The 20836-nt window shown below is 74.9% G+C and carries 18 protein-coding genes; 3 read left to right on the forward strand and 15 right to left on the reverse strand.

Annotated features, from left to right (window positions below; genetic code table 11):
• Nucleotides 1–316: 316 nt before the first annotated feature.
• From ACSMHG_RS18390 to mraZ, 13 genes are all read right to left on the reverse strand, one after another.
• Nucleotides 317–1078, reverse strand: a complete 762-nt coding sequence (locus ACSMHG_RS18390) for a cell division protein FtsQ/DivIB (protein ID WP_435747826.1) — start codon at nucleotides 1076–1078, stop codon at nucleotides 317–319.
• A complete protein-coding gene (gene murC / locus ACSMHG_RS18395) occupies nucleotides 1071–2447 on the reverse strand; it encodes a UDP-N-acetylmuramate--L-alanine ligase (RefSeq protein ID WP_435747828.1) in 1377 nt (458 codons plus the stop codon). Before murC ends, ACSMHG_RS18390 begins: the two co-directional genes overlap by 8 nt.
• Nucleotides 2444–3520 carry an undecaprenyldiphospho-muramoylpentapeptide beta-N-acetylglucosaminyltransferase gene (gene murG / locus ACSMHG_RS18400; protein ID WP_435747830.1) on the reverse strand — a complete coding sequence of 359 codons (1077 nt, stop codon included), beginning with the start codon at nucleotides 3518–3520 and terminating at the stop codon, nucleotides 2444–2446. The genes murC and murG overlap by 4 nt, the downstream gene beginning before the upstream one ends.
• Nucleotides 3521–3530: 10 nt before the next feature.
• Nucleotides 3531–4760, reverse strand: a complete 1230-nt coding sequence (gene ftsW, locus ACSMHG_RS18405; protein ID WP_435747832.1) for a putative lipid II flippase FtsW — start codon at nucleotides 4758–4760, stop codon at nucleotides 3531–3533.
• 17 nt (nucleotides 4761–4777) lie between these two features.
• On the reverse strand, nucleotides 4778–6238 hold the full coding sequence (gene murD / locus ACSMHG_RS18410) for a UDP-N-acetylmuramoyl-L-alanine--D-glutamate ligase (RefSeq protein WP_435747834.1): 1461 nt from the start codon (nucleotides 6236–6238) through the stop codon (nucleotides 4778–4780).
• An 8-nt stretch (nucleotides 6239–6246) separates the two neighbouring features.
• Complete coding sequence (gene mraY / locus ACSMHG_RS18415; RefSeq protein WP_435747836.1) at nucleotides 6247–7317, reverse strand: phospho-N-acetylmuramoyl-pentapeptide-transferase; 1071 nt, start codon at nucleotides 7315–7317, stop codon at nucleotides 6247–6249.
• On the reverse strand, nucleotides 7314–8684 hold the full coding sequence (locus tag ACSMHG_RS18420) for a UDP-N-acetylmuramoyl-tripeptide--D-alanyl-D-alanine ligase (protein WP_435747838.1): 1371 nt from the start codon (nucleotides 8682–8684) through the stop codon (nucleotides 7314–7316). The genes mraY and ACSMHG_RS18420 overlap by 4 nt, the downstream gene beginning before the upstream one ends.
• Nucleotides 8685–8689: 5 nt before the next feature.
• Entirely contained in the window at nucleotides 8690–10198 is a 1509-nt protein-coding gene (locus ACSMHG_RS18425) for a UDP-N-acetylmuramoyl-L-alanyl-D-glutamate--2,6-diaminopimelate ligase (protein WP_435747840.1), read from the reverse strand.
• Between the two features lie 25 nt (nucleotides 10199–10223).
• On the reverse strand, nucleotides 10224–12005 hold the full coding sequence (locus tag ACSMHG_RS18430) for a peptidoglycan D,D-transpeptidase FtsI family protein (RefSeq protein ID WP_435747842.1): 1782 nt from the start codon (nucleotides 12003–12005) through the stop codon (nucleotides 10224–10226).
• 18 nt (nucleotides 12006–12023) lie between these two features.
• Nucleotides 12024–12779, reverse strand: coding sequence for a cell division protein FtsL (gene ftsL, locus ACSMHG_RS18435; protein ID WP_435747844.1), 756 nt, complete (start codon nucleotides 12777–12779; stop codon nucleotides 12024–12026).
• Nucleotides 12776–13741 carry a 16S rRNA (cytosine(1402)-N(4))-methyltransferase RsmH gene (rsmH, locus tag ACSMHG_RS18440; RefSeq protein WP_435747846.1) on the reverse strand — a complete coding sequence of 322 codons (966 nt, stop codon included), beginning with the start codon at nucleotides 13739–13741 and terminating at the stop codon, nucleotides 12776–12778. The genes ftsL and rsmH overlap by 4 nt, the downstream gene beginning before the upstream one ends.
• Before the next feature lie 23 nt (nucleotides 13742–13764).
• Entirely contained in the window at nucleotides 13765–13923 is a 159-nt protein-coding gene (locus ACSMHG_RS18445) for a hypothetical protein (protein WP_435747848.1), read from the reverse strand.
• A gap of 246 nt (nucleotides 13924–14169) precedes the next feature.
• Nucleotides 14170–14598: a division/cell wall cluster transcriptional repressor MraZ gene (gene mraZ, locus ACSMHG_RS18450; protein WP_435747850.1), complete on the reverse strand. Its 429-nt coding sequence runs from the start codon at nucleotides 14596–14598 to the stop codon at nucleotides 14170–14172.
• 396 nt (nucleotides 14599–14994) lie between these two features.
• On the opposite strand from mraZ, the gene ACSMHG_RS18455 reads away from it, so the two are divergent.
• The 3 genes from ACSMHG_RS18455 to ACSMHG_RS18465 are packed head-to-tail and all read left to right on the forward strand — an operon-like array spanning nucleotide 14995 to nucleotide 19625.
• On the forward strand, nucleotides 14995–15972 hold the full coding sequence (locus ACSMHG_RS18455) for an AAA family ATPase (RefSeq protein WP_435747852.1): 978 nt from the start codon (nucleotides 14995–14997) through the stop codon (nucleotides 15970–15972).
• Nucleotides 15973–15978: 6 nt separating this feature from the next.
• Complete coding sequence (locus ACSMHG_RS18460; protein WP_435747854.1) at nucleotides 15979–17262, forward strand: DUF58 domain-containing protein; 1284 nt, start codon at nucleotides 15979–15981, stop codon at nucleotides 17260–17262.
• Entirely contained in the window at nucleotides 17259–19625 is a 2367-nt protein-coding gene (locus ACSMHG_RS18465; RefSeq protein ID WP_435747856.1) for a transglutaminase TgpA family protein, read from the forward strand. Before ACSMHG_RS18460 ends, ACSMHG_RS18465 begins: the two co-directional genes overlap by 4 nt.
• Nucleotides 19626–19675: 50 nt before the next feature.
• Here the strand turns inward: ACSMHG_RS18465 and ACSMHG_RS18470 are convergent, their stop codons facing one another.
• Complete coding sequence (locus ACSMHG_RS18470) at nucleotides 19676–20122, reverse strand: SCO2097 family morphological protein (RefSeq protein ID WP_435747858.1); 447 nt, start codon at nucleotides 20120–20122, stop codon at nucleotides 19676–19678.
• Between the two features lie 131 nt (nucleotides 20123–20253).
• Nucleotides 20254–20836 (reverse strand): methyltransferase (locus ACSMHG_RS18475; RefSeq protein WP_435747860.1); only part of this gene is annotated, 583 nt, incomplete at its 5' end.

A 20836-nucleotide genomic window follows, 5' to 3' on the forward strand; every position in this document is an offset into this window, starting at 1 on the left:
ATGGCCAGGTAGTTCTGTGCAGCTGCCACGGCGGCTTCGCCTTTCGATGGTCGGTCGGTGTGCTGTGCGGGGTGGTCCGGTGTGCCCGGCATGTCCGTGACGACGCGGCTTCGGCGTGTCCCACAACTCTGACCCTCAGGTGGAGGGTTATAGTTATGTCAACCTCGTCGTGCCGACGACAGTAGGTCCCGTGCCGCCGGGGATCGGGGAGGACACGCCGGTCCGTGTGCGCGTGTCGTGGCTCCTGCGCCTGCCAGCCGGATCGTGGCCCACGGTTCGAGCGCGCGTCTCCGAGGCTCCTGCGCTCGGCCCGGCGTCAGGAGTCGCCGCAGAGCCGCGGCTGGGTGCAGACCGTGGGCTGGCCGGGGACGGAGACGTCGTAGATCGGGGCGCGCTGCACGTCGATGAGCGTGGCGAGGACGGCGGCCTTCTGCGCGGAGTCGTCGGCACTCCCCCAGCGCACCGTGCGCCCGTCGCCCAGCACGAGCGAGACGCGGTCGACGGTCGCCACCGCCACGTGGTCGACCCGCGCGGCGAGCCCGGCCGGCAGCGCCGCGACCACCGCCGCCGCCTCGACGAGCGCCTCGTCGGCCACGTCCGGCTCGACCTCCACCCGCGGCAGGCCGGCGGGTGCCTCGCGGAACCGGTCGAACACGACGCCCTCCGCGTCGAGGCCGCGCAGCTGGCCGCCGATCGACACCACGGCCACGGGCGTGCGCTCCTCGACCTCGACCAGCACCGCGTCCGGCCACTGCCGGGAGACGTCGACGCTCCGGACGGCGGCGAGGGTGCCGACGCGGTCCTCGACCGCCCGGAGGTCCAGCGTCGCGAGCGGCTCGCCCTCCGGCACCGCCGCCGCGGACCGGACCTCGTCGGCGCGGGCGCCCTCGACCCCCCGCACCTCGACGCCGTCCACCGTGAGGTGGTCGGAGAAGAGCAGGAGCCAGGTGGCCGCCCCGGCGAGCACGGACAGCAGCAGGAGCACCAGCAGCCCCCGCCACGCGTGCCGCCTGCGCGCCCACTGCCGGCGCGCGAAGCGCCGGCGCGTCCGCAGGACCCGGGCGTCCGGGTCAGCCACCGCCGCCCCCCGGCTCCAGCAGACCGAGCAGCCGTGGGCCCACGGAGGTGATGGTCCCTGCGCCGAGGGTCAGGACCAGGTCGCCCGCCCGGGCCCGCCGGGCGAGCTCCGGCGCCACGTCCTCGAGCTGCGGCACGAGGGCGACCCGGTCCGCGGGCAGCGGGACCGCGTCGGCCACCAGCGCACCTGTGACGGCCGGGTCGGGCTCCTCGCGCGCCAGGTAGACGTCGGTGACGACGACCTCGTCGGCCGCGCCCAACGCCTCTCCCATCGCCACGCCGAAGATGCGGGTCCGCGAGACGAGGTGCGGCTGGAACGCCACGACCAGGCGTCCGGCCCCCGCGACCGCGCGGGCGGCCTGCAGGTCGCCGACGATCTCCGAGGGGTGGTGGGCGTAGCTGTCGTACACGCGGACGCCGGCAGCCTCGCCCTTGCGCTCCATCCGACGCTTCGTGCCGGTGTAGGCGGCGAGCCCGCGCACCAGTGCCTCGCGGTCGTGCCCCAGCGCCTCCCCCGCGGCGAGCGCGGCCAGTGCGTCGGCGAGGTAGTGGTCCCCCGGCGACCAGAGCGTCACCCCGGCCAGCGCGTCGGGGCCCAGGTCGGCACCGGCGCCCGCCCGGGTCGAGACGGTCACGACGCGGCGCCCGAGCGCCCGGTGCCGCTCGGCCAGGGCGGCGGCCCCGGGGTCGTCGACGCAGCAGACCAGGAAGCCGGCAGGGTCGACCGTGTCGGCGAACTCGTCGAACGCCGCGGCGTACGCCTCCGGCGTGCCCCACTGGTCGAGGTGGTCGGCGTCGACGTTGGTGACGATGGCGGCGTGCGGTGAGTAGTGGAGGAAGGCGCCGTCGCTCTCGTCGGCCTCGGCCACGAAGAGGTCGCCTGCACCCTCCGCGGCGTTCACCCCCGTCGCGGCCAGGTCGCCCCCGATGGCGTACGTCGGGTCGGCGCCGGCCGCCTGGAGGGCCGTCGTGAGCAGCGAGGTCGTGGTCGTCTTGCCGTGGGTGCCGGCCACCGCCACCACCCGCCGGCCGGCCATCACCGCCGCCAGGGCGGCGGACCGCGGCAGCACCCGGATGCCGAGGCGGACCGCCTCGACGTACTCGGGGTTGTCCTCGCGCACGGCGGTGGAGACCACGACCGTGTCCGCGTCGCCGACCTGGTCGGCCGCGTGGCCGAGGTGGACGGTCGCTCCCGCCTCGCGCAACGCCGTCAGCGTCGGCGAGTCGACCCCGTCGCTGCCGCTCACGGGGATGCCGCGCGCCAGCATGATCCGGGCGATGCCGGAGAGGCCGGCGCCGCCGATGCCGACGAAGTGGACGCGGCCGAGCCGGTCCGCGGGGAGGACCTCCTCGGGGACCGGCAGCCTCACGCGCCGCCCCCGGCCTCGAGGACGATCCGGGCCAGCCGGTCGTCGGCGTCGCGCGGGATCAGGTCGGCAGCCGCGGCGCCCATCGCGGCGAGCCGCTCGGCGTCGCAGGCGAGGGCCGGCACGGTGGCCGCCACCCACTCCGGGGTGAACGCTGCGTCGGAGACGAGGAGCGCCCCGCCCGCGTCGACCACCGGGCGGGCGTTGTGCTCCTGCTCGCCGTTGCCGATCGGCAGCGGGACGAAGACCGCGGGGACGCCGGTGGCGGCGGCCTCCGTGACGCTGGAGGCACCGGCCCGGCACACCATGAGGTCGGCAGCGGCGAGCGCGAGGTCCATCCGGTCGACGAAGTCGACGACGACGTACGGCGCGCCGGTCGGGGCGGGCGCGGCCTCGCCCTTCGGCCCGACGACGTGGAGCACCTGCACGCCGGCCGCGCCCAGCGCCTCGGCAGCGCCGGACACCGACTGGTTGAGCCGGCGGGCGCCCTGGGACCCGCCGGTCACGACGAGGGTCGGGCGGTCGGGGTCCAGCCCGAAGAACCGCCGCGCCTCGGCCCGCACCGCGGCGCGGTCGAGGGTGGAGATCATCCGCCGGATGGGCAGCCCGACGTGCTCGGCCCGCGGCAGCGGGGTGTCGGGGAAGGAGACCGCGACCCGCGTGGCGACCCGGGCGCCCGCCTTGTTGGCGAGGCCGGGCAGGGCGTTCTGCTCGTGCACGACCACCGGCAGGCCGCGGCGGCGCGCCGCCAGGTAGGCCGGCATGGAGACGTAGCCGCCGTACCCGACGACCACGTCCGGGCGGACCCGGTCGAGGACCGCGGCGGTCTCCCGCACCGCGCGCCGCAGGCGCACCGGCACCTTGACCAGGTCGGCGCCGGGCTTGCGGGGCAGCGGCACCGGCGAGATCAGCTCGAGCGGGTAGCCGGCCTCCGGCACCACCCGGTTCTCCAGGCCGCGCGGCGTGCCGAGGCAGGTCACCTCGACGCCGGGATCGAGCCGCCGGAGGGCGTCGGCGGTCGCGAGCAGGGGCGAGGTGTGGCCGGCGGTTCCGCCGCCGGCGAGGAGGACGCGCATCGGGGCCAGCCTACGAGCGGACGCGGTCGCGCCTGCGGTGGGCCAGCGCGCGTGCCGCCTCCGGCTCCCGACGCGCGAAGCCGATGAGGAGACCCAGCGCGACCAGCGAGGGCAGCAGCGCCGAGCCGCCGTAGGAGACGAGCGGCAGCGGGATGCCGATGACCGGCAGGAGGGCGAGCACCATGCCGACGTTGATGATCATCTGGCCCATCAGCCACACGACGATGCCGAACGTACAGTACCGCACGAACGGGTCGACGGTCTCGCGCGCCACCCGCAGCGCGGCGTAGGCGATGGTGAGGAAGAGCCCGACGACGAGCAGCGTGCCGACGAGGCCGAGCTCCTCCCCCAGGACCGCGAAGATGAAGTCGGTGTGCGCCTCCGGGAGGTCGCCCCACTTCTGCTGGCTCGCGCCGATCCCCTGGCCGAAGACGCCGCCGGTCGAGAGCGCGTAGAGGCCGTGGGCCGGCTGCCAGCCCGCGTCGTGGTAGTCCTGGAAGGGGTCCACGAAGTTCGTCAGCCGCGCCACCCGCTCCTGCTCCATGGTCGCCAGGCCCAACGCCGCCACGCTGACCACCGAGATGCAGAACCAGAACATCTTGGCCGGCGCGCCGGCGACCCACAGCATGCCCAGCAGGATGGCGAAGAAGACCAGGGCCGTGCCGAGGTCGCGGCCGGCCACGACGAGCCCCGTCGCGAGGAGCAGGCCCGGGACCACCGGCACCACCATCTGGTGGAGGCTGCCCAGCCGCCGCTCCTTGTTGGCGTAGATGTGCGCCGCCCAGATGACCAGGGCGAGCTTGGCGATCTCGGAGGGCTGGATCTGCACCGGGCCGACCGCGAGCCAGTTCTGGTTGCCGGCGACCTCGACGCCGATGAAGGCGGTGGCCAGGAGCAGCCCGAGGGAGATCGCGTAGCCGGGGTAGGCCAGCCGGCGGACCCAGCGGTGCGGCATCCGGCTGGCGATCCAGGCGGCGGGGAGGCCGAGGGCCACCCACACCAACTGGCGGGTCACGACGGCGTAGGAGCTGCCGTGCTCGCGGTAGGAGTACACGCTGGAGGCGCTGAGCACCATGATCAGCCCGATCGTCAGCAGCAGTGCCGACGCCCCGAGCAGCAGGTAGTACGCGGCGAGCGGCCGGTCGAGGGCCTCCCGGGCGGTCGCCAGCCACGAGAACCTCGCGGCCGGGGCCGGGGGAGCCGGCTCCTGCGCCGTGGGCGGCTCGATCGTGGTGCTCACGGCTCGCCCTCCCTCGCTCAGTCCCGGCCGGTCCACTCCCGCACGGCGGCCGCGAACTGCTCTCCACGGTCGGCGTAGCTGGCGAACAGGTCCATGGAGGCACATCCGGGGGCCAGCAGGACCGTGTCGCCGGGTCGGGCCAACCGGGCCGAGGCCTCCACGACGCGCTCCATGGGACGCTGCTCGTGCTCAGTCTCGCCGCCGCCCACGTCGATCACCGGCACATCCGGGGCGTGTCGCGCGAGCGCCTCGGCGATGACTCCCCGGTCGCGGCCGAGCAGGACGACGCCGCGCAGGCGGTCGCGCACGCCGCTGACCAGGTCGTCGAAGCGGGCACCCTTGGCCAGGCCTCCGGCCACCCAGACCACGTGCTCGTAGGCCCGCAGCGAGGACTGGGCCGCGTGCGGGTTGGTGGCCTTCGAGTCGTCGACCCAGCGCACGCCCGAGTGCTCGGCCACCAACTCGATGCGGTGCCCGTCGGGGCGGAAGCCGCGGAGGCCGTCGCGGACCGCCTGCTGGGAGACGCCGTGGGCGCGGGCGAGGGCCGCGGCGGCGAGCGCGTTCGCGACCACGTGCGGCGCCGGGGCGGGCAGGTCCGCGACGGTGCACAGCTCGGCGGCGCTGGTGCCGCGCTGCTCGATGAAGGCGCGGTCGACCAGGATGTCCTCGACGACGCCGAGCTGCCCCACACCGGGCATGCCCAGGGTGAAGCCGATCGCCCGGGCGCCCTCCTGCACGTCGGCCTCGCGGACGAGCCGCTCGGTCTCGGCGTCGGCGACGTTGTAGACGCACGCGCGCTCGACGTTCTCGTAGACGCGGCCCTTGTCGGCGGCGTAGTCGCGCATCGCGGTGGGGCCGGCGTACCAGTCGAGGTGGTCCTCGGCGACGTTGAGCACCGCGGCCGACTCGGCGGCCATCGAGCGGGTGTAGTGGAGCTGGAAGCTGGAGAGCTCGACGGCGAGCACGTCGTACGGCGTGGGGTCCATCACCGCCTCCACCAGCGGCAGCCCGACGTTGCCGGCCGCGACGCTGCGCAGCCCGGCGGCGCGCAGGATCGCCTGGAGCATCTGCACCGTCGTGGTCTTGCCGTTGGTGCCGGTCACGCACAGCCAGGGACTCGCGTGCTCCGGGTCGCGGAGCCGCCAGGCCAGCTCGACCTCCCCCCAGACGGGTACGCCGCGTGCCCGGGCCTGCCGGAGCAGCGGCGCGTCGGGGCGCCAGCCGGGGCTGGTCACCAGCACGTCGACGTCCTCGGGGAGGGTGGCGGTGGCCCCCTCCCCCAGCCGGATGTCGGCGCCGAGGACGCCGAGCAGCTCGGCCTGCTCCTCCTTGCCGTCGGCCGACTCGTCGAGCGCCGTCACCGCCGCGCCGAGGTGGAGCAGGTTGTCGGCGGCCGCGAAGCCCGAGACGCCGAAGCCGGCGACGACGGCGCGCACGCCGTCCCAGGGGTCTCGGCGCCCGAGGCGGTCGAGGTCCACGCCGGCGCTCACAGCCGCGCGACCCACTCGGCGTAGAAGATGCCCAGGCCGGCGGCGACGCAGAGCCCGGTGATGATCCAGAACCGGATGACGACCGTGACCTGCTCCCACCCGAGCATCTCGAAGTGGTGGTGCAGCGGCGCCATCCGGAAGATCCGCTTGCCCTTGCTCAGCTTGAAGAAGCCCACCTGGAGCATCACCGAGAGCGTCTCGACGAGGAACAACCCGCCGAGGATGACGAGGAGCAGCTCGGTGCGGGTCAGCACCGCCAGGCCGGCGAGCGCCGCGCCCAGCGAGAGCGAGCCGGTGTCGCCCATGAAGATCTGGGCGGGCGAGGCGTTCCACCACAGGAAGCCGAAGCAGGCGCCGGTGATTGCGGCGGCGATGACCGCGAGGTCCAGCGGGTCGCGGACGTTGTAGCAGAGCGGGGTCGCCTGGTCGCCGCAGAACTGGTTGTTCTGCCAGATGTTCACCAGCATGTAGGCGCCGAAGACCATGACGCAGGCGCCGGTGGCGAGGCCGTCGAGGCCGTCGGTGAGGTTCACCGCGTTGCTGGTGGCGGTGATGATCAGCCAGATGAGCAGCACCGCGAGCACGACGGGCAGGGCCAGCCACTCGATCTCCCGGAGGAAGGAGATCTTCTCCGAGGCCGGCGTCCGACCGTTCTCGTCGGCCAGCCACGGCGAGAGGCTCAGCGCGCCGAACGACACGGCGATGATCGTCTGGCCGACCATCTTCGCCTTGCTGCGCAGGCCGAGGCTGCGCTGCTTGGAGATCTTGATGAAGTCGTCGAGGAACCCGACCAGCCCCATGCCGACGAAGAGGAAGAGCAGCAGCACCGCCGAGGCGGTCGGCCGGTCCCAGGTGATGAGCTTCGCGGCGAGGTAGCCGATGACCGTGGCCAGGATGATGACCACGCCGCCCATGGTGGGGGTGCCCCGCTTGGTGTGGTGGCTGGTCGGCCCGTCGTCACGGATCTCCTGGCCGTAGCCGAGCTTGGTGAACTGCCGGATGGCGACCCGGGTGCCGAGCAGGGAGATGAGCAGGGCCAGCCCACCCCCGAGCAGTACGGCTCTCACGTGCTTGCCTCCAGAAGTCCCTCCGCGACGACCTCGAGCGCGACACCGCGGGAGGCCTTGACGAGGACGGCGTCCCCGGCCGCAGCATTCTTCCGCACCCAGGAGAGCGCTTCGTCACGCCCCGCCGTGAGGATCGCCTCACCGGTCCACCCGGGGACCTCCCGGGCGCCGGTCACGAACCCCGCCGCGGGCTCGCCGACGGCGACGACGACGTCGACCCCCGCCTCCGCGGCGGCGCGACCGACGGCCACGTGGTCCTCGTGCGCGGTGGGGCCCAGCTCGCGCATCTCGCCCAGCACCGCGACGGTACGCCGGGCGCCGCGCCGCCCGATCGCGGCGAGCGCCTCGAGGGCCGCGCGGACCGAGGCCGGGTTGGCGTTGTAGGCGTCGTTGACCACGACCAGCCCGTCGGCCCGCTCGTGCACCTCCATCCGCCACCGTGAGCCGGGCTCGGCGGTGCCGAGCGCCTCCGCAGCGGCCTCCGGGTCGACCCCCGCGGCGAGCGCCATGGCGGCGGCCGCGGTCGCGTTCGCCACCTGGTGCGCGCCGACCTGGCGCAGCGTGACCGGGTGCCAGGCGCCTCCGACCCCGAGCTCGAAGCTCGGGCGGCCGAGGTCGTCCAGCTCGAGGCGGCGCCACGCGACGTCGCCCCGCTCGCCGAAGGAGAGCACCCGGCCCGCGGTGCGGCCGGCCATGGCCGCCACCAGCGGGTCGTCGGCGTTGAGCACCGCCGTGCCTCCCTCGGGCAGTGCCTCGACGATCTCGCCCTTGGCCCGGGCGATCGCCTCCCGGCTGCCGAACTCGCCCAGGTGGGCGGTGCCGACGTTGAGCACACCGGCGACGACCGGTGGCGCGACCCGGCACAGGTAGCCGATGTGCCCGATGCCGCGCGCACCCATCTCGACGACCAGGTGGGTGGTGTCGGCGGTGGCGCGGAGCACCGTCAGCGGCACGCCGAGCTCGTTGTTGAGGTTGCCCTGGGTGGCGACGGTGCTGGCCGGGAGCCCGCTGCCCGCGGCGGTGCCGAGGACGTGGGCGAGGTAGTCCTTCGTCCCGGTCTTGCCCTGGGACCCGGTCAGCGCCAGCACGGCCGCGCCGGTGCGGTCGAGCACGTGGCGTGCCAACCGGCCCAGCGCGGCGACGGGGTCGTCGACCACCACGGTCGGGCGCCCGGTCGGGCGGCTGCCGAGGACGGCGTGGGCGTGGTCGGCGTACGCGTGGCCGTCGACGCGCTCCCCGGCGATGGCCACGAAGAGCCCGCCGACGACGGGCGCCCGGCTGTCGACGTACGCCGGACCGGTCACCTGCACGGTGCCGTCACCGTGGACGACGCCGCCCACGGCCGCGGTCACCTCGTCGAGGGTCATCGGGATCACCGTCGCACCGCCTCCAGCTCCTCGCGGACGACCTGCCGGTCGTCGAACGGGTGGACCACTCCGGCCACCTCCTGACCCGTCTCGTGCCCCTTCCCGGCCACGAGCACCACATCCCCCGGCGCCGCCATCGCCAGCGCCTCGCGGATCGCCGCGCGGCGGTCCCCCACCTCCAGCACCTGTGCGCCACCGGTCGCGCCCGCCAGGACGGCGGCGCGGATGGCCGCAGGGTCCTCGCTGCGCGGGTTGTCGTCGGTCACCACGACGACGTCGGCCAGCCGGGAGGCGATCTCCCCCATGATCGGGCGCTTGCCCGGGTCGCGGTCGCCGCCGGCGCCGAGCACGACGACCAGCCGGCCGCCGGTCACCGGCCGGAGCGCGGCGACGGCGGCCTCGACGGCGTCCGGCTTGTGCGCGTAGTCGACGACGACGACGAAGTCCTGCCCCGCCTCCACCCGCTCCAGCCGGCCCGGGACGCCGGGGCCGTGGGCGATCCCGCCCGCCACCTGTGCGGGGTCGAGCCCGGCCTCGCCGCAGGCGGCGACGGCCGCCAGCGTGTTGGCCACGTTGAACGCCCCGGGGACCGGGCAGGCCGCCGCCACGTCGAGGCCCTCCGGGCCGAGCACCCGGAAGGTGGAGCCGTGGGCGTCCAGCCGGACGTCGACCGCCCGCCAGTCGGCGTCCGCGCCGGCCGCGGAGAAGGTGCGCACCGGGATCGCCGTCTCCTCCCGGAGACGGCGCCCGTGGGCGTCGTCCACGTTCACCAGCGCCAGCCGGGCCCGCTCGGGGGTGAACAGCGAGGCCTTCGCCCGGTAGTAGTCCTCCACGTCGGCGTGGAAGTCGAGGTGGTCCCGGCCCAGGTTGAGGAAGACGCCGACGTCGAAGACGATCCCGTCGACGCGGCCCATCACGAGGGCGTGGCTGGAGACCTCCATCAAGCAGGCCCGGACCTCCTGCTCGACCATCGCCGCGAAGAGCCCGTGCAGGTCGGGCGCCTCCGGGGTGGTGAGCGCCGTCGGCACGTCGGCGCCGGCCACCCGGGTGCCCACGGTGCCGATGACGGCCGCGCGCACGCCGGCAGCCTGCAGGCCGCCCTCGGCCAGCCGGGTCGTGGTGGTCTTGCCCTGGGTCCCGGTGACCCCGATCATCCGCATCCGGCCGGCCGGCTCGCCGTGGACCCGAGCCGCCACCCGGCCCAGCACCGCCCTGGGATCGGCCGCCACGACCACGGCCGCACCCTCCGGCACGCGGGCGGCGGCGGCCTCGTCGGTCAGCACGGCGACCGCGCCCGCGGCGACCGCCGCGGCGGCGTACTCGATGCCGTGCGCGCGGGTGCCGGCCAGCGCGGCGTACAAGTCCCCCGGCTGCACCCGCTGCGAGGACAGGGTCACCCCGGTCACCGCGATCGGGCCGTCGGCCGGGTCCGGAAGGGTGAGCCCGTCGACGGCGTCGGCGAGCTCGGACAGGGACGTGCGCCGCGGGCGGCGGGGGCGGGCGGGGTTGCTCATGTCCCGGCGAGGGTATCCCCGGGGGTCACCACTCGACGGGCAGCTGCGAGGGGCGGGTCCCGGTCGGCGGCACGCCGTACCGGCGCAGGGTGTAGCCCATCAGCTTGGCGAAGGCCGGACCGGCGACCGAGCCACCTCCCCCGCCGTTGCTCGGGTTCTGGACCACGACGTAGATGGTGAAGCGCGGGTCGTCGGCCGGGGCGAACCCGGCGAAGGAGACCGTGAAGGTGCCGTCGTAGCAGCCGCACTCCGCGCCGACCCGCTGTGCGGTGCCGGTCTTGCCGGCGACCCGGTAGCCGGGCACCGCGGCACCCGGGGCGACCCCGTCCTCGGGGTCGATGACCCGCTCCATCATCTTCATCGTCTGCTGGGCGGCGTCCTCGCTGACGACCCGGCGGCGGGTGGTGGTGTCGGTGCCCACCTCGGTGCCGTCGGCGAGCTCGGCGGTGCCCTGGATGACGCTCGGGTCGACCCGCACCCCGCCGTTGGCGATGGTGTTGACCGCGGCGGCCATCTGCAGGGCGTTGACCGACATCGACTGCCCGAACGCCACGCGGTCCTGGGTCTGGCTGGTCCACAGCGCGCCGTCGGGCAGGAGGCCCGCCGTCTCGCCCGGCACCGCGACGCCCGTGCGCTGGCCGAGGCCGAAGTCGACCAGGTAGTCGCGGAACTGCCCCTCGTCGAAGTTGTCGGCGGCGAGGACGGTGCCGATGTTGGAGGACTTCGCCAGCACCCCCGCCAGGGTCAGCTTGATCTCGCCGTGGTCGAACCAGTCCCCGATCGGCCGGTCCTGGCGGTCCAGGCGCGGGGGCACCGTCAGGCGGGTCCGGCTGGTCACCTTCCCGGCATCGATCAGCGCGGAGAGCGTGAGGACCTTGGCGACCGAGCCGGGCTCGTAGACGTCACCCAGAGCGCGCGAGACCAGGATCGCCTTCTCGTCGACGTCCTCCGGCGCGTTCGCGTCGAACGTCGGGTAGTCGGCCAGGGCGAGCACCTCCCCGGTGGGGGCGTCCATGACCACGGCGAAGCCGGACTCGCCGCCGGAGCTCTTCACCGTCTGCCGGAGCACCCGCTGCACGTACCACTGGAGGTCGCGGTCGAGGGTGGTGACCAGGTCCTGGCCGTCGACCGGCTCGACCGTCAGGTTCTCGCCGAGCGGGAGCTTGTTGCCGCCGCCGACCTGGTAGCGCGCCGAGCCGTCGGCGCCCGCCAGCCACTCGTCGAACGCCAGCTCCAGGCCGACCAGCGGCTGGTCGCCGTGCTCGGGGTCCGGCGTGCCGACGGCGCCGACCACGTTCGCCGCGACGTCACCGGCCGGATACTCCCGCACCGGGTCGCGCTGGACGTCGATCCCCTCGTAGCCCAGCTCCCGCGCCTCCTCGACCACGTCGTTGGCGAGGGTGGAGGGCACCTGCCGGGCGACGTACTGGAACCGGCTGTCCTCCTCGCGCAGCCGGTTCAGCACCGTCACGTAGTCCACGTCGAGGCGCCGCGAGAGGAACGTCGCGATCTCCGGGGCCTTGTCGGCCGTCATGTACGGGTCGGCGAAGACCGCGAGCCCGTCCACCGAGTCCGCGAGCGGCTCGCCGTTGCGGTCGAGGATGTCCCCCCGCCGGGCGGGGAGCACCACCTCGACCGAGCCCTCCGCGGCCGCCATCGCGGCGTACGAGCCCGGGTCGATGCCCTGGAGCTGGACCAGCCGGCCCCCGAAGACCGAGAGCACCATGGCGATGAGCACGAACCCGACGCGCAGCCGGACGTGGGGCGAGCCCCGCAGGGCACCGCGGGCGGAGCGGGTACGGCGCACGGGGGGCTCCTCTACGGATCAGCGGCTGTTCTGGCGGGAGTTCGGGCGGGCGTCCTGACCGGGGTTCTCACGAGTGGTGCCGGCACGGCCCTGCTGGGCCCGGCCCTGGTCGCCCCGGCCCTGCTGCGACCGATCGCCACCGCGTGGCTCCTGGGACCGCTGTGACTGGCGTGACTCATGAGACGTTCTACCGTCCCCGGCCCCGCGATCACCGTCACGACCGGCCGTGTCGCCGGAGGAAGATCCACGGCCGTCGGCCGGACCGGTGGTGCCCGCCGCCGTTGACGTCGACGAGGCGGCGGTCGAGGCGGCGGACACCGCCGCGCCGGGCGGCGGCGGGGGGCTCTCGTGGAGCGGCAGCCGGCCCTCCTCGCCGGCGGGCTGGCGCGTGCCCGTGACCTGTCCGCTGTCGAGGTCGAGGAAGGTGGGAGCCGCGGCCACGACCATGCCGAGCTCGGTCGCCCGGACGGCGATCTCCTGGGGGTCGCGGAGCCGCTCGACCTCCATGGTGAGCGTCTGCTCGCGCGCAGCGAGGTTGTCCGCCTGGTCGGCGAGGGCCGTGGCTGCGAACGAGGCCTGCTGCATCTGGGTGTTGAACAGCAGGAGGCCGACGACGCCGCCCAGGAGCAGCACGCTGACCAGCGTCACGAACGGCACCCGCGCGGCCCGCACCCGACGCGGCGGGACGACGGTGAGCCGGGCCCGCTCGACGGCGGCCTCCGCCCGCCGGGCGAGGCGCTGGTGCGGGGCGGGGCCGCTGGCGAGACTGCTCATCTGGATGCTCCCTGGCTGGCGCGTAGCCGTTCGACGGCGCGGAGGCGGACCGAGGCCGCGCGGGGGTTCTGGGCGATCTCGTGCTCGTCTGCCTGCTCGGCGCCCCGGGTGACCAGGCGCAGCGCCGGCTCGCTCCCCTCGGGCAGGAACGGCAGGTCGACCGGCACGTCGGAGCGGGTGGCCGCGGCGAACGCCTGCTTGACCAGTCGGTCCTCGAGCGAGTGGTAGGCCTCCACCACCACCCGCCCCCCGACGGCGATGGCGTCGATCGCGGCCGGGATGGCCCGACGGAGCACCGCCAGCTCGTCGTTGACCTCCATGCGCAGGGCCTGGAAGGTCCGCTTGGCCGGATGGCCCCCGGTCCGCCGCGCCGGCGCGGGGATCTCGGCGTAGAGCAGCTCGACGAGGGCGGCCGAGGTGGTGAAAGGGGTGGTCTCGCGCCGCCGCACCACCGCGTGGGCAATCTTCTTGGCGAACTTCTCCTCGCCGTAGTCGCGCAGCACCCGGGTCAGGTCCGCCGCGGAGTAGGTGTTGAGCACGTCGGCCGCCGTGGGGCCGGTCGTGCCGTCCATGCGCATGTCGAGCGGCGCGTCCTCGGCGTAGGCGAAGCCGCGCTCGCGCACGTCGAGCTGCATCGACGAGACACCGAGGTCGAAGAGGACCGCGTCGACGGCAGGCAGCCCGAGCTCGCCGAGCACGTCGGGCAGCTCGTCGTAGACCGCGTGGACCGCGGTGAACCGGTCGCCGTGCGCCGCCAGCCGCTCGCGGGCGCGCCGGAGGGCCTCGGGGTCGCGGTCGATCCCCACGACGCGCGCGGCGCCGCAGCGCTCCAGCACCGCCTCGCTGTGCCCGCCGAGGCCCAGGGTGCAGTCGACGAGGACGGCGCCGTCGTGGGCGAGTGCCGGCCGGAGGAGCTCGACCACCCGGTCCAGCAGGACCGGGACGTGGCGCGGGTCGCTCATCGCTTCCTCACCGCCGTCCACCTTCAGCTCCCGAGCCGGGTGAGCAGCAGCAGGCCGGCCGCCGTGAGGACGGAGGTCACCGCGGAGAAGGCCATGAGGACCACGACGTCGCGGGCCTGGTGCCGCACGCGCGGGAGGGCACCGTCGCTCGTCCGAGCGGACGTCACGTGCGTGGTGCTCATCTGGTTCGACCCTCTGCTTCGGCGCGTCCCGGTGGTGGCTGTGGTGGTGGCTGTGGTGGTGGCTGTGGTGATGGCTGTGGTGATGGCTCTCGCGGCCGCAGGGCCAGGTCTCCTGCCCGCTCCCCCGTCGGGGAAGGTCCGCCACCTGGCACCGGGGAAGGTGCGCCAGCTGGCGGGGAGAGCGGGCCAGAGACCTGGCCCTGCGGAAGCGCTGTTCGGTTGTGCTGCTCGGTGGTGCTGGTGCGGTCAGGCGTCCGCGGGCTCCTCGTCGAGGCTGGCGAACTTCTCCTGGGCCTGGCTCGAGAAGTCGCGCCAGCGGGCCGGGTCCCAGATCTCGATCCGGTCCATGACGCCGATCACGACCACGTCCTTGTCCAGCGACGCGTAGTCGCGCAGGTGGGCGGGGATGGAGATCCGCCCCTGCTTGTCGAGCTGACCCTCGTCCGCACCGGCGAAGAGCACGCGGGCGTACTCCCGGGCGCTGCGCACCGTCATGGGCGTGGCCCGGGCCCGCTGCGCCTCCTCCATGAACACGTCGCTCGGCCACACCACGAGGCAGTTCTCCTGGCCTTGCGTCACGACGAGCCCTTCTGCGAGTCGGTCACGGAACTTCGCCGGGAGGAAGAGCCGTCCCTTCTCGTCGAGCTTCGGGGTGAAGGTGCCCATGAAGAACATCGGGCACCTCCGTCACGGCCAGTTCCTCCACTTCGCACCACTTTAACCCACCTTCCCCCACCGTCAACCACCGAGCGCGTGTCGCGTGGCGGATTTCCGCGGCGGGACGGCCGGTCTGTGCGGTCCGGCCGGCGGGTCGGGCCTGCGTGCCGCAGCGGCGTCCTCGCAGGTCAGCGCGGGGCCGACCAGCACCGGGGCGGCCAGGGGCGGCCAGGGGCGGCTCGGGTGGGGGAAGGTGGAGCGTCCGGTGGGGGGAGGTGGTGCGCCAGGTGGGGCGCCGGGTGGTGGAGGTGGGGAAGCCGGCCGCGACCGTGCGGTGACCCGGCGTTCGGCCCGCGCAGGTTGCCGAGACCGAATACGGTGGTGGGACTGCCGGACGGGACGGGAAGGGTCGACGTGAGCACTCCGACTTCGGGCGGGGCGGACCTCGAGACGCTCGCGCACGTCGTGGGCCGGATCCGGTCCAACATCGAGCGCGTCATCGAGGGCAAGCCGGACGTCGTGACCTCAGCCCTCGTCGTCCTGCTCGCCGAGGGCCACCTGTTGATCGAGGACGTCCCGGGCGTCGGCAAGACCATGCTCAGCAAGGCGCTCGCCCGCAGCATCGACTCCTCGGTGCGCCGGATCCAGTTCACCCCCGACCTGCTCCCCTCGGACGTCACCGGGGTGTCGGTCTTCAACCAGGACACCCGCGAGTTCGAGTTCCGGCCGGGCGGGGTCTTCGCCAACATCGTGGTCGGCGACGAGATCAACCGCGCCTCCCCCAAGACCCAGTCCGCGCTGCTGGAGTGCATGGAGGAGCGTCAGGTCACCGTCGACGGCACGACCTACGAGCTCGACACGCCGTTCATGGTGATCGCGACCCAGAACCCCGTCGAGATGGAGGGGACCTACGCCCTCCCGGAGGCGCAGCGCGACCGGTTCATGGCGCGGGTGTCGGTCGGCTACCCGGTCGAGGCCGCGGAGCTCGCGATGATCGGCTCGCACGCCGGCGCCAGTCCCCTCGACGACTTGGAGCCGGTGACGGACGCGGCGTCGATCCGGAAGCTCACCGCGGTGGTCGCCCAGGTGCACGTCTCCGAAGCGGTGCAGCGCTACGTCGTGGCCATCACCGGCGCCACCCGGCGCACCGGCGACCTGACGCTCGGGGCCTCGCCCCGCGCGACGCTGCACCTCGTCCGGGCGGCCAAGGCGTACGCCGCCATGCACGGCCGGGACTACGTCCTCCCCGACGACGTCCGTGGCCTGGTCCGCCCCGTGCTCACCCACCGGCTCATGCCCAGCGTGGACGCCACCATGAGCGGCCGGTCGGCCGCATCGGTGCTCGACGGGCTCGTCGCCTCCGTCCCCGTCCCCGACGGCGCCCGGCCGTGACCTCCCGTGCGTGAGGCGCTCGGCGGTCTGACCGTCCGCGGGCGTGCCTTCCTGGCGGCAGGGGTCACGGCCGTCGTCTGCGCGCTGACCCTCGGCCAGCCGGCGCTGATCAGGGTCGGCGTCCTCCTGCTGGCGCTCCCCCTGGTGACCGCGGCCCTCCTGAGCCGCACGCGGTACCGGCTCTCGCTCGTGCGCACCGTCTCGCCGCAGGTCGTGCCGGCGGGGCAGCCGGCACGCGTCGAGCTCGAGCTCGGCAACCAGGGCCGCACGCCGAGCGGAGTGCTGCTCCTCGAGGAGCAGGTGCCCTACGTCCTCGGGTCCCGCCCGAGGTTCGTGCTCGACGGCGTCCGGCACGGCTGGCGGCGTGAGGTCTCCTACTCCGTCCGCTCCGACGTGCGGGGGCGCTTCGAGCTGGGCCCGATGTCGGTGCGTACGAGCGACCCGTTCGGGCTCGTGGAGCTGGGCCGGGCCTTCCAGACCACCGTCCCGCTGACGGTGACGCCGCGCGTCGTCGCCTTGCCGACCATCCCGCTCGGCGGCTCCCACAGCGGCTCCGGCGACAACCGGCCGCGGTCGTTCGCGACCGGCTCCGCCGAGGACGTCACCGTCCGCGAGTACCGCCGGGGTGACGACCTGCGCCGCGTCCACTGGCGCAGCTCGGCCCGCACCGGCGAGCTGATGGTGCGCCGCGAGGAGCAGCCGTGGCAGGCCCGCGCCACGGTCGTGCTCGACAACCGGTCCCGGGCGCACCGCGGGCACGGCGCGTCCTCCTCCCTCGAGGCTGCCGTCTCCGCCGCCGCATCCGTCGCGCTGCACCTGGTCGGCCGCGGGTTCGCCGTCCGGCTCGTGACCGCGGCCGGCGTGGCCGGCGGCAGCGGATGGCACGACCGCGAGGGCGAGGTGGGCGCCGGGCCCTTGCTCGAGGCGCTCGCCGTCCTGCCACCGGTGCGCGAGCGCCTGCTGGACGGTTCCTGGCTGACCGAGCAGGGACAGGGCGGCGTCACCGTGGCCGTGCTCGGCGCGGTCGACCCGGGCGACGTACCCGTCCTGCGGCGGATGCGGCACCACGCCGGCGCCGCCCTGGCGGTCGCGCTCGACGTCGACGGCTGGACCGGCGGTCGCGGTGACGGTGCGGTGTCAGCCCCGCTCCTCGGCCAGCACGGCTGGCGTGCGGCCAGCCTCGGTCCGCGGGACCGGCTCGACACCGTCTGGCGTGAGCTCGGCTCCCACCACGGCCGCTCCTCGACCGCCGTACCGGACCGGGCACCGACCGCGGAGGTGGCGGGATGAGGAGTCGCGACGACGTCCGTGGCGGAGTCGTGGTGCCGCTGGTCGCGGCGGCCACGACCTGGGTGGCCCTGCTCGCGTGGCGCCCCTTCACCGAGCTCCCCGGCCGTTACCTCGGGCCGCTCGCGGTCGTCGGCCTGGTCGTCGTGGGCATCGGCGCCTTCGCCCGCTGGCGCGGCACGTCCCCCGTCGTCGTCGTGCTCCTCCAGGTCCTCGCCGGGGTCGCGACCACGTCGCTGGTGCTCACCGGTCACCTCGCGCCGATCGGGCCGGGGTGGACCGAGCTCGACCTCCTCTTCCGGCAGGCCGTCGCGGACGCCCACCACTACGCGCCGCCGGTCCCCGCGACCGCTTCGGGCGTGCACCCGTTGCTGATCGCCGGCGGACTGGCGTGCTTCCTGCTCGTCGACGTGCTCGTGGGGACCCTGCGGCGGCTCTCCATGGCCGGGCTGCCGCTGCTGACGATCTACAGCGTGCCGGTCAGCCTGGTGGGCGACGCGCTGCCGTGGTGGGTCTTCGCGCTCACCGCGATCGGCTTCCTCCTGATGCTCTTCCTCCACGAGACCGAGCTGACCGACCGGTGGGGCCGCCCGCTGAGCGACCCGCTGGCCGGCTCACGGGCGGGAGGGCACCGCCCGCCGCGGCGCAGCCGCCACGCCCGGACCACCGCCGCGGCGGTCGGCGGGCTCGCGACCACCCTCGCGGTGGTGCTGCCCGCCACCGTTCCGTCGCTGGACGTCCACCTCGTCGACTTCGGGCGCGGCAACGGCGGCGACGACGAGATCACCCTCGACAACCCGATGACCGACCTGAAGCGCGACCTCGTCCGGGAGGACGACGTACCGGTGCTCCGGATCCGCACGGCCGACCCCCAGCCGTCGTACCTCCGGACCACCGCGCTGACCTCCTACGAGGGCGAGACCTGGAGCGCCGGCGACCGGCAGGTGCCGAAGGAGAACCTCGCGGACGGCGAGCTCCCCCCGCTCCTCGGGGTGGACCCGGGCGTCGAGCGGCGCAGCTACGACTACGACGTCGTGGCCCTCGACAACTTCGAGTCCCGCTGGCTGCCGACCATGCCGACGAGCACGCGGGTGGAGGCGGAGGGCGACTGGCGCTACGACGTGCAGACCCGGGACTTCCTGGCGGCCGACGACGACCTCGACACCGCGGGTCTGACCTACTCCATGACCGGCGTCACGCTCCAGCACGACGCTGCCGACCTGGCGTCCGCGACGTCCCTCGGCACCCTGGTCCCGCCCGAGTTCACCGAGCTGCCCGACGACCTCCCGGCGGAGGTCCGCCAGCTGGCGCTCGAGGTCACCCGCGGCGCGCCGACCCGGTTCGAGAAGGCGGTCGCCCTGCAGCGCTGGTTCCGGGAGACCGGCGGCTTCACCTACTCGACCGAGCGCGAGGAGGGCAACGGCAACGACGACCTGCTCGCGTTCCTGCGCAGTGACGGCCGGGTCGGCTACTGCGAGCAGTTCTCGGCGGCGATGGCGACCATGGCCCGCGCGCTCGGCATCCCGGCACGGGTGGCGGTCGGCTTCCTCAAGGCGGACCGCGTCGGCAGGGACACCTGGGAGTTCAGCACCCACGACCTGCACGCCTGGCCCGAGCTGTTCTTCCCCGGATCCGGGTGGGTCCGGTTCGAGCCGACGCCGTCCCAGCGGGCCCGGAACGCGCCCGCCTGGACCCAGCAGGTCGTGCCGGCACCCGACCCGACCGGCGGGCCGACGCAGAGCCAGGACGCGGCACCCCGATCTCCCGACCGCATGGACGCCACCGATGCGCCTGCGCCGGAGGCGGTCCCGGAGGCTGCCGTCGGCGCCGACCGCGAGGACCGGGGTGCGGTCACGGCCGCGCTGGTCGCGCTCGCCGCGGCGCTGGTCGCCGCACTGGCGCTGCTGCCTCGGGCCGTGCGTCGGCGACGTCGGGACCGGCGACACGACGGCGGGCCGGAGGAGGCCTGGGACGAGCTGCGGGACACGGCGATCGACCTCGGGCTCCCCTGGCCGGGGCACCGGTCGCCACGGGAGACGCGGAGCTGGCTGGCCGGGCACCTGGTCGGACCGACCGGGGCCGGTCCGGACGACCTGCCCGTCGCGCTCGCGTCGCTCGACCGGATCGTCAGGGCCGTCGAAGAGGTCCGGTACTCGCCCCGCCGGGTCGCCGACCACCCGGTGCACGCGGAGCTCCGGACGGTGACCGACGCGCTGGTGGCACAGGCGACGCCGCGCGCCAGGCGGACCGCGCGGTGGTGGCCTCGGTCCGTGATCTCCTCGCTCGGCCGGGGGCGCCAGACCACGAGCACCCAGCGGGACCGCGCGGAGCAGGGCTCAGCAGTCGTCGACCACGTCGGCGCCTGAGACCGCGACAGGCGGCCCAGGCGGGCGGGCGAGGCGGGTGGGACCGGCGGTCAGAAGCCGCCGTTCTGCTCCCGGCGCCGGCGCCACCGCTCCTCGACGCGCTCCATGAAGCTGCCCGACGGGCGAACGCCCCGCGGGGAGCGACCGCGCCCGCGCTTGCGACCACCCTCGATCACGGTGAAGCCGCGCGAGGGGTGCGCTGCCTGCTGGGGGTCGCTGGCTGCCGCGGCGCGGCCGCGGAGCGCGGTGAGCGCGACCGTCGCGGAGCCGAGCATGATGACGAAGCCGGCGACGCCGACGAGCGCCACCTGGGCGACCGCCCCGGTCATCAGCACCGCGATGCCGATGGCGAAGCCGAACCCGCCCAGGACCGCCCGCCGCCGGGCCGCACGGCGCAGCGACGTGCCACGCAGCGTGGAGGCGAACTTGGGATCCTCCTCGGAGAGGGCGCGCTCCATCTGCTCGAGCAGTCGCAGCTCCTCTTCGGAGAGTGGCACCGTTCCTCCACCTGGTCGTCCGAGCCGGTACACGACCCACGCCCTGGGCCGTGACACAAGTCTAGGCAGGCGCGCCACAACGCGGTAGGCGCCCGGTCGAATTTGTGTTCCGGCTCGGCGCCGAGACCCGCTCAGCGGGCGAGGACGTGGAGCTGGGTGGCGAGCGGGAGGTACTCCGGGCGCTCGGCGACGGCCTGCTCGAGCTCGACGAGGGCCGTGGCCGCTCCCGGCTCCAGCTCGAGGAGCGAGCCGGGCACCAGGTCGGCGAAGACCCGCACCCCGTGGACGGCGACCACCTCGAACCCGGCGGCCCCGAGGTGGTCGGTCAGCTCCGTCGCGGTGTACCGGCGCCCCTGCCGGCCGCCGCTCGCCGTCGGCGGCGACACGTCGTCCAGCAGGGCGAGCGCCTGGGCGAAGTGGCCGGCCATCGCCCGGGCGACGACGGCGGCGTGCCGCTGGCCGGCGAGCAGGCTCAGGGTCCCGCCGGGCCGCAGCACCGACCGGAGCGTCGCCAGGGCCGCGACCGGGTCGGCGACGACCTCGAGCACGCCGTGGCAGAGCACGACGTCGGCGGCGTCCGGCCCCGTGACCTCGAGGAGCGAGGAGAGGTCCCCCTGCTGGGGGGGGGGGGGGGGGGCCCCCCCGGCGGCTCGGCGCCCCCGGGCGGCCCGCGCGGCCGGGCGCGGGGCCTCCCCCCAGACCACGCGGCCCACC

Source organism: Nocardioides ureilyticus, assembly GCF_051280745.1.
Taxonomy (GTDB): Bacteria; Actinomycetota; Actinomycetes; order Propionibacteriales; family Nocardioidaceae; genus Nocardioides.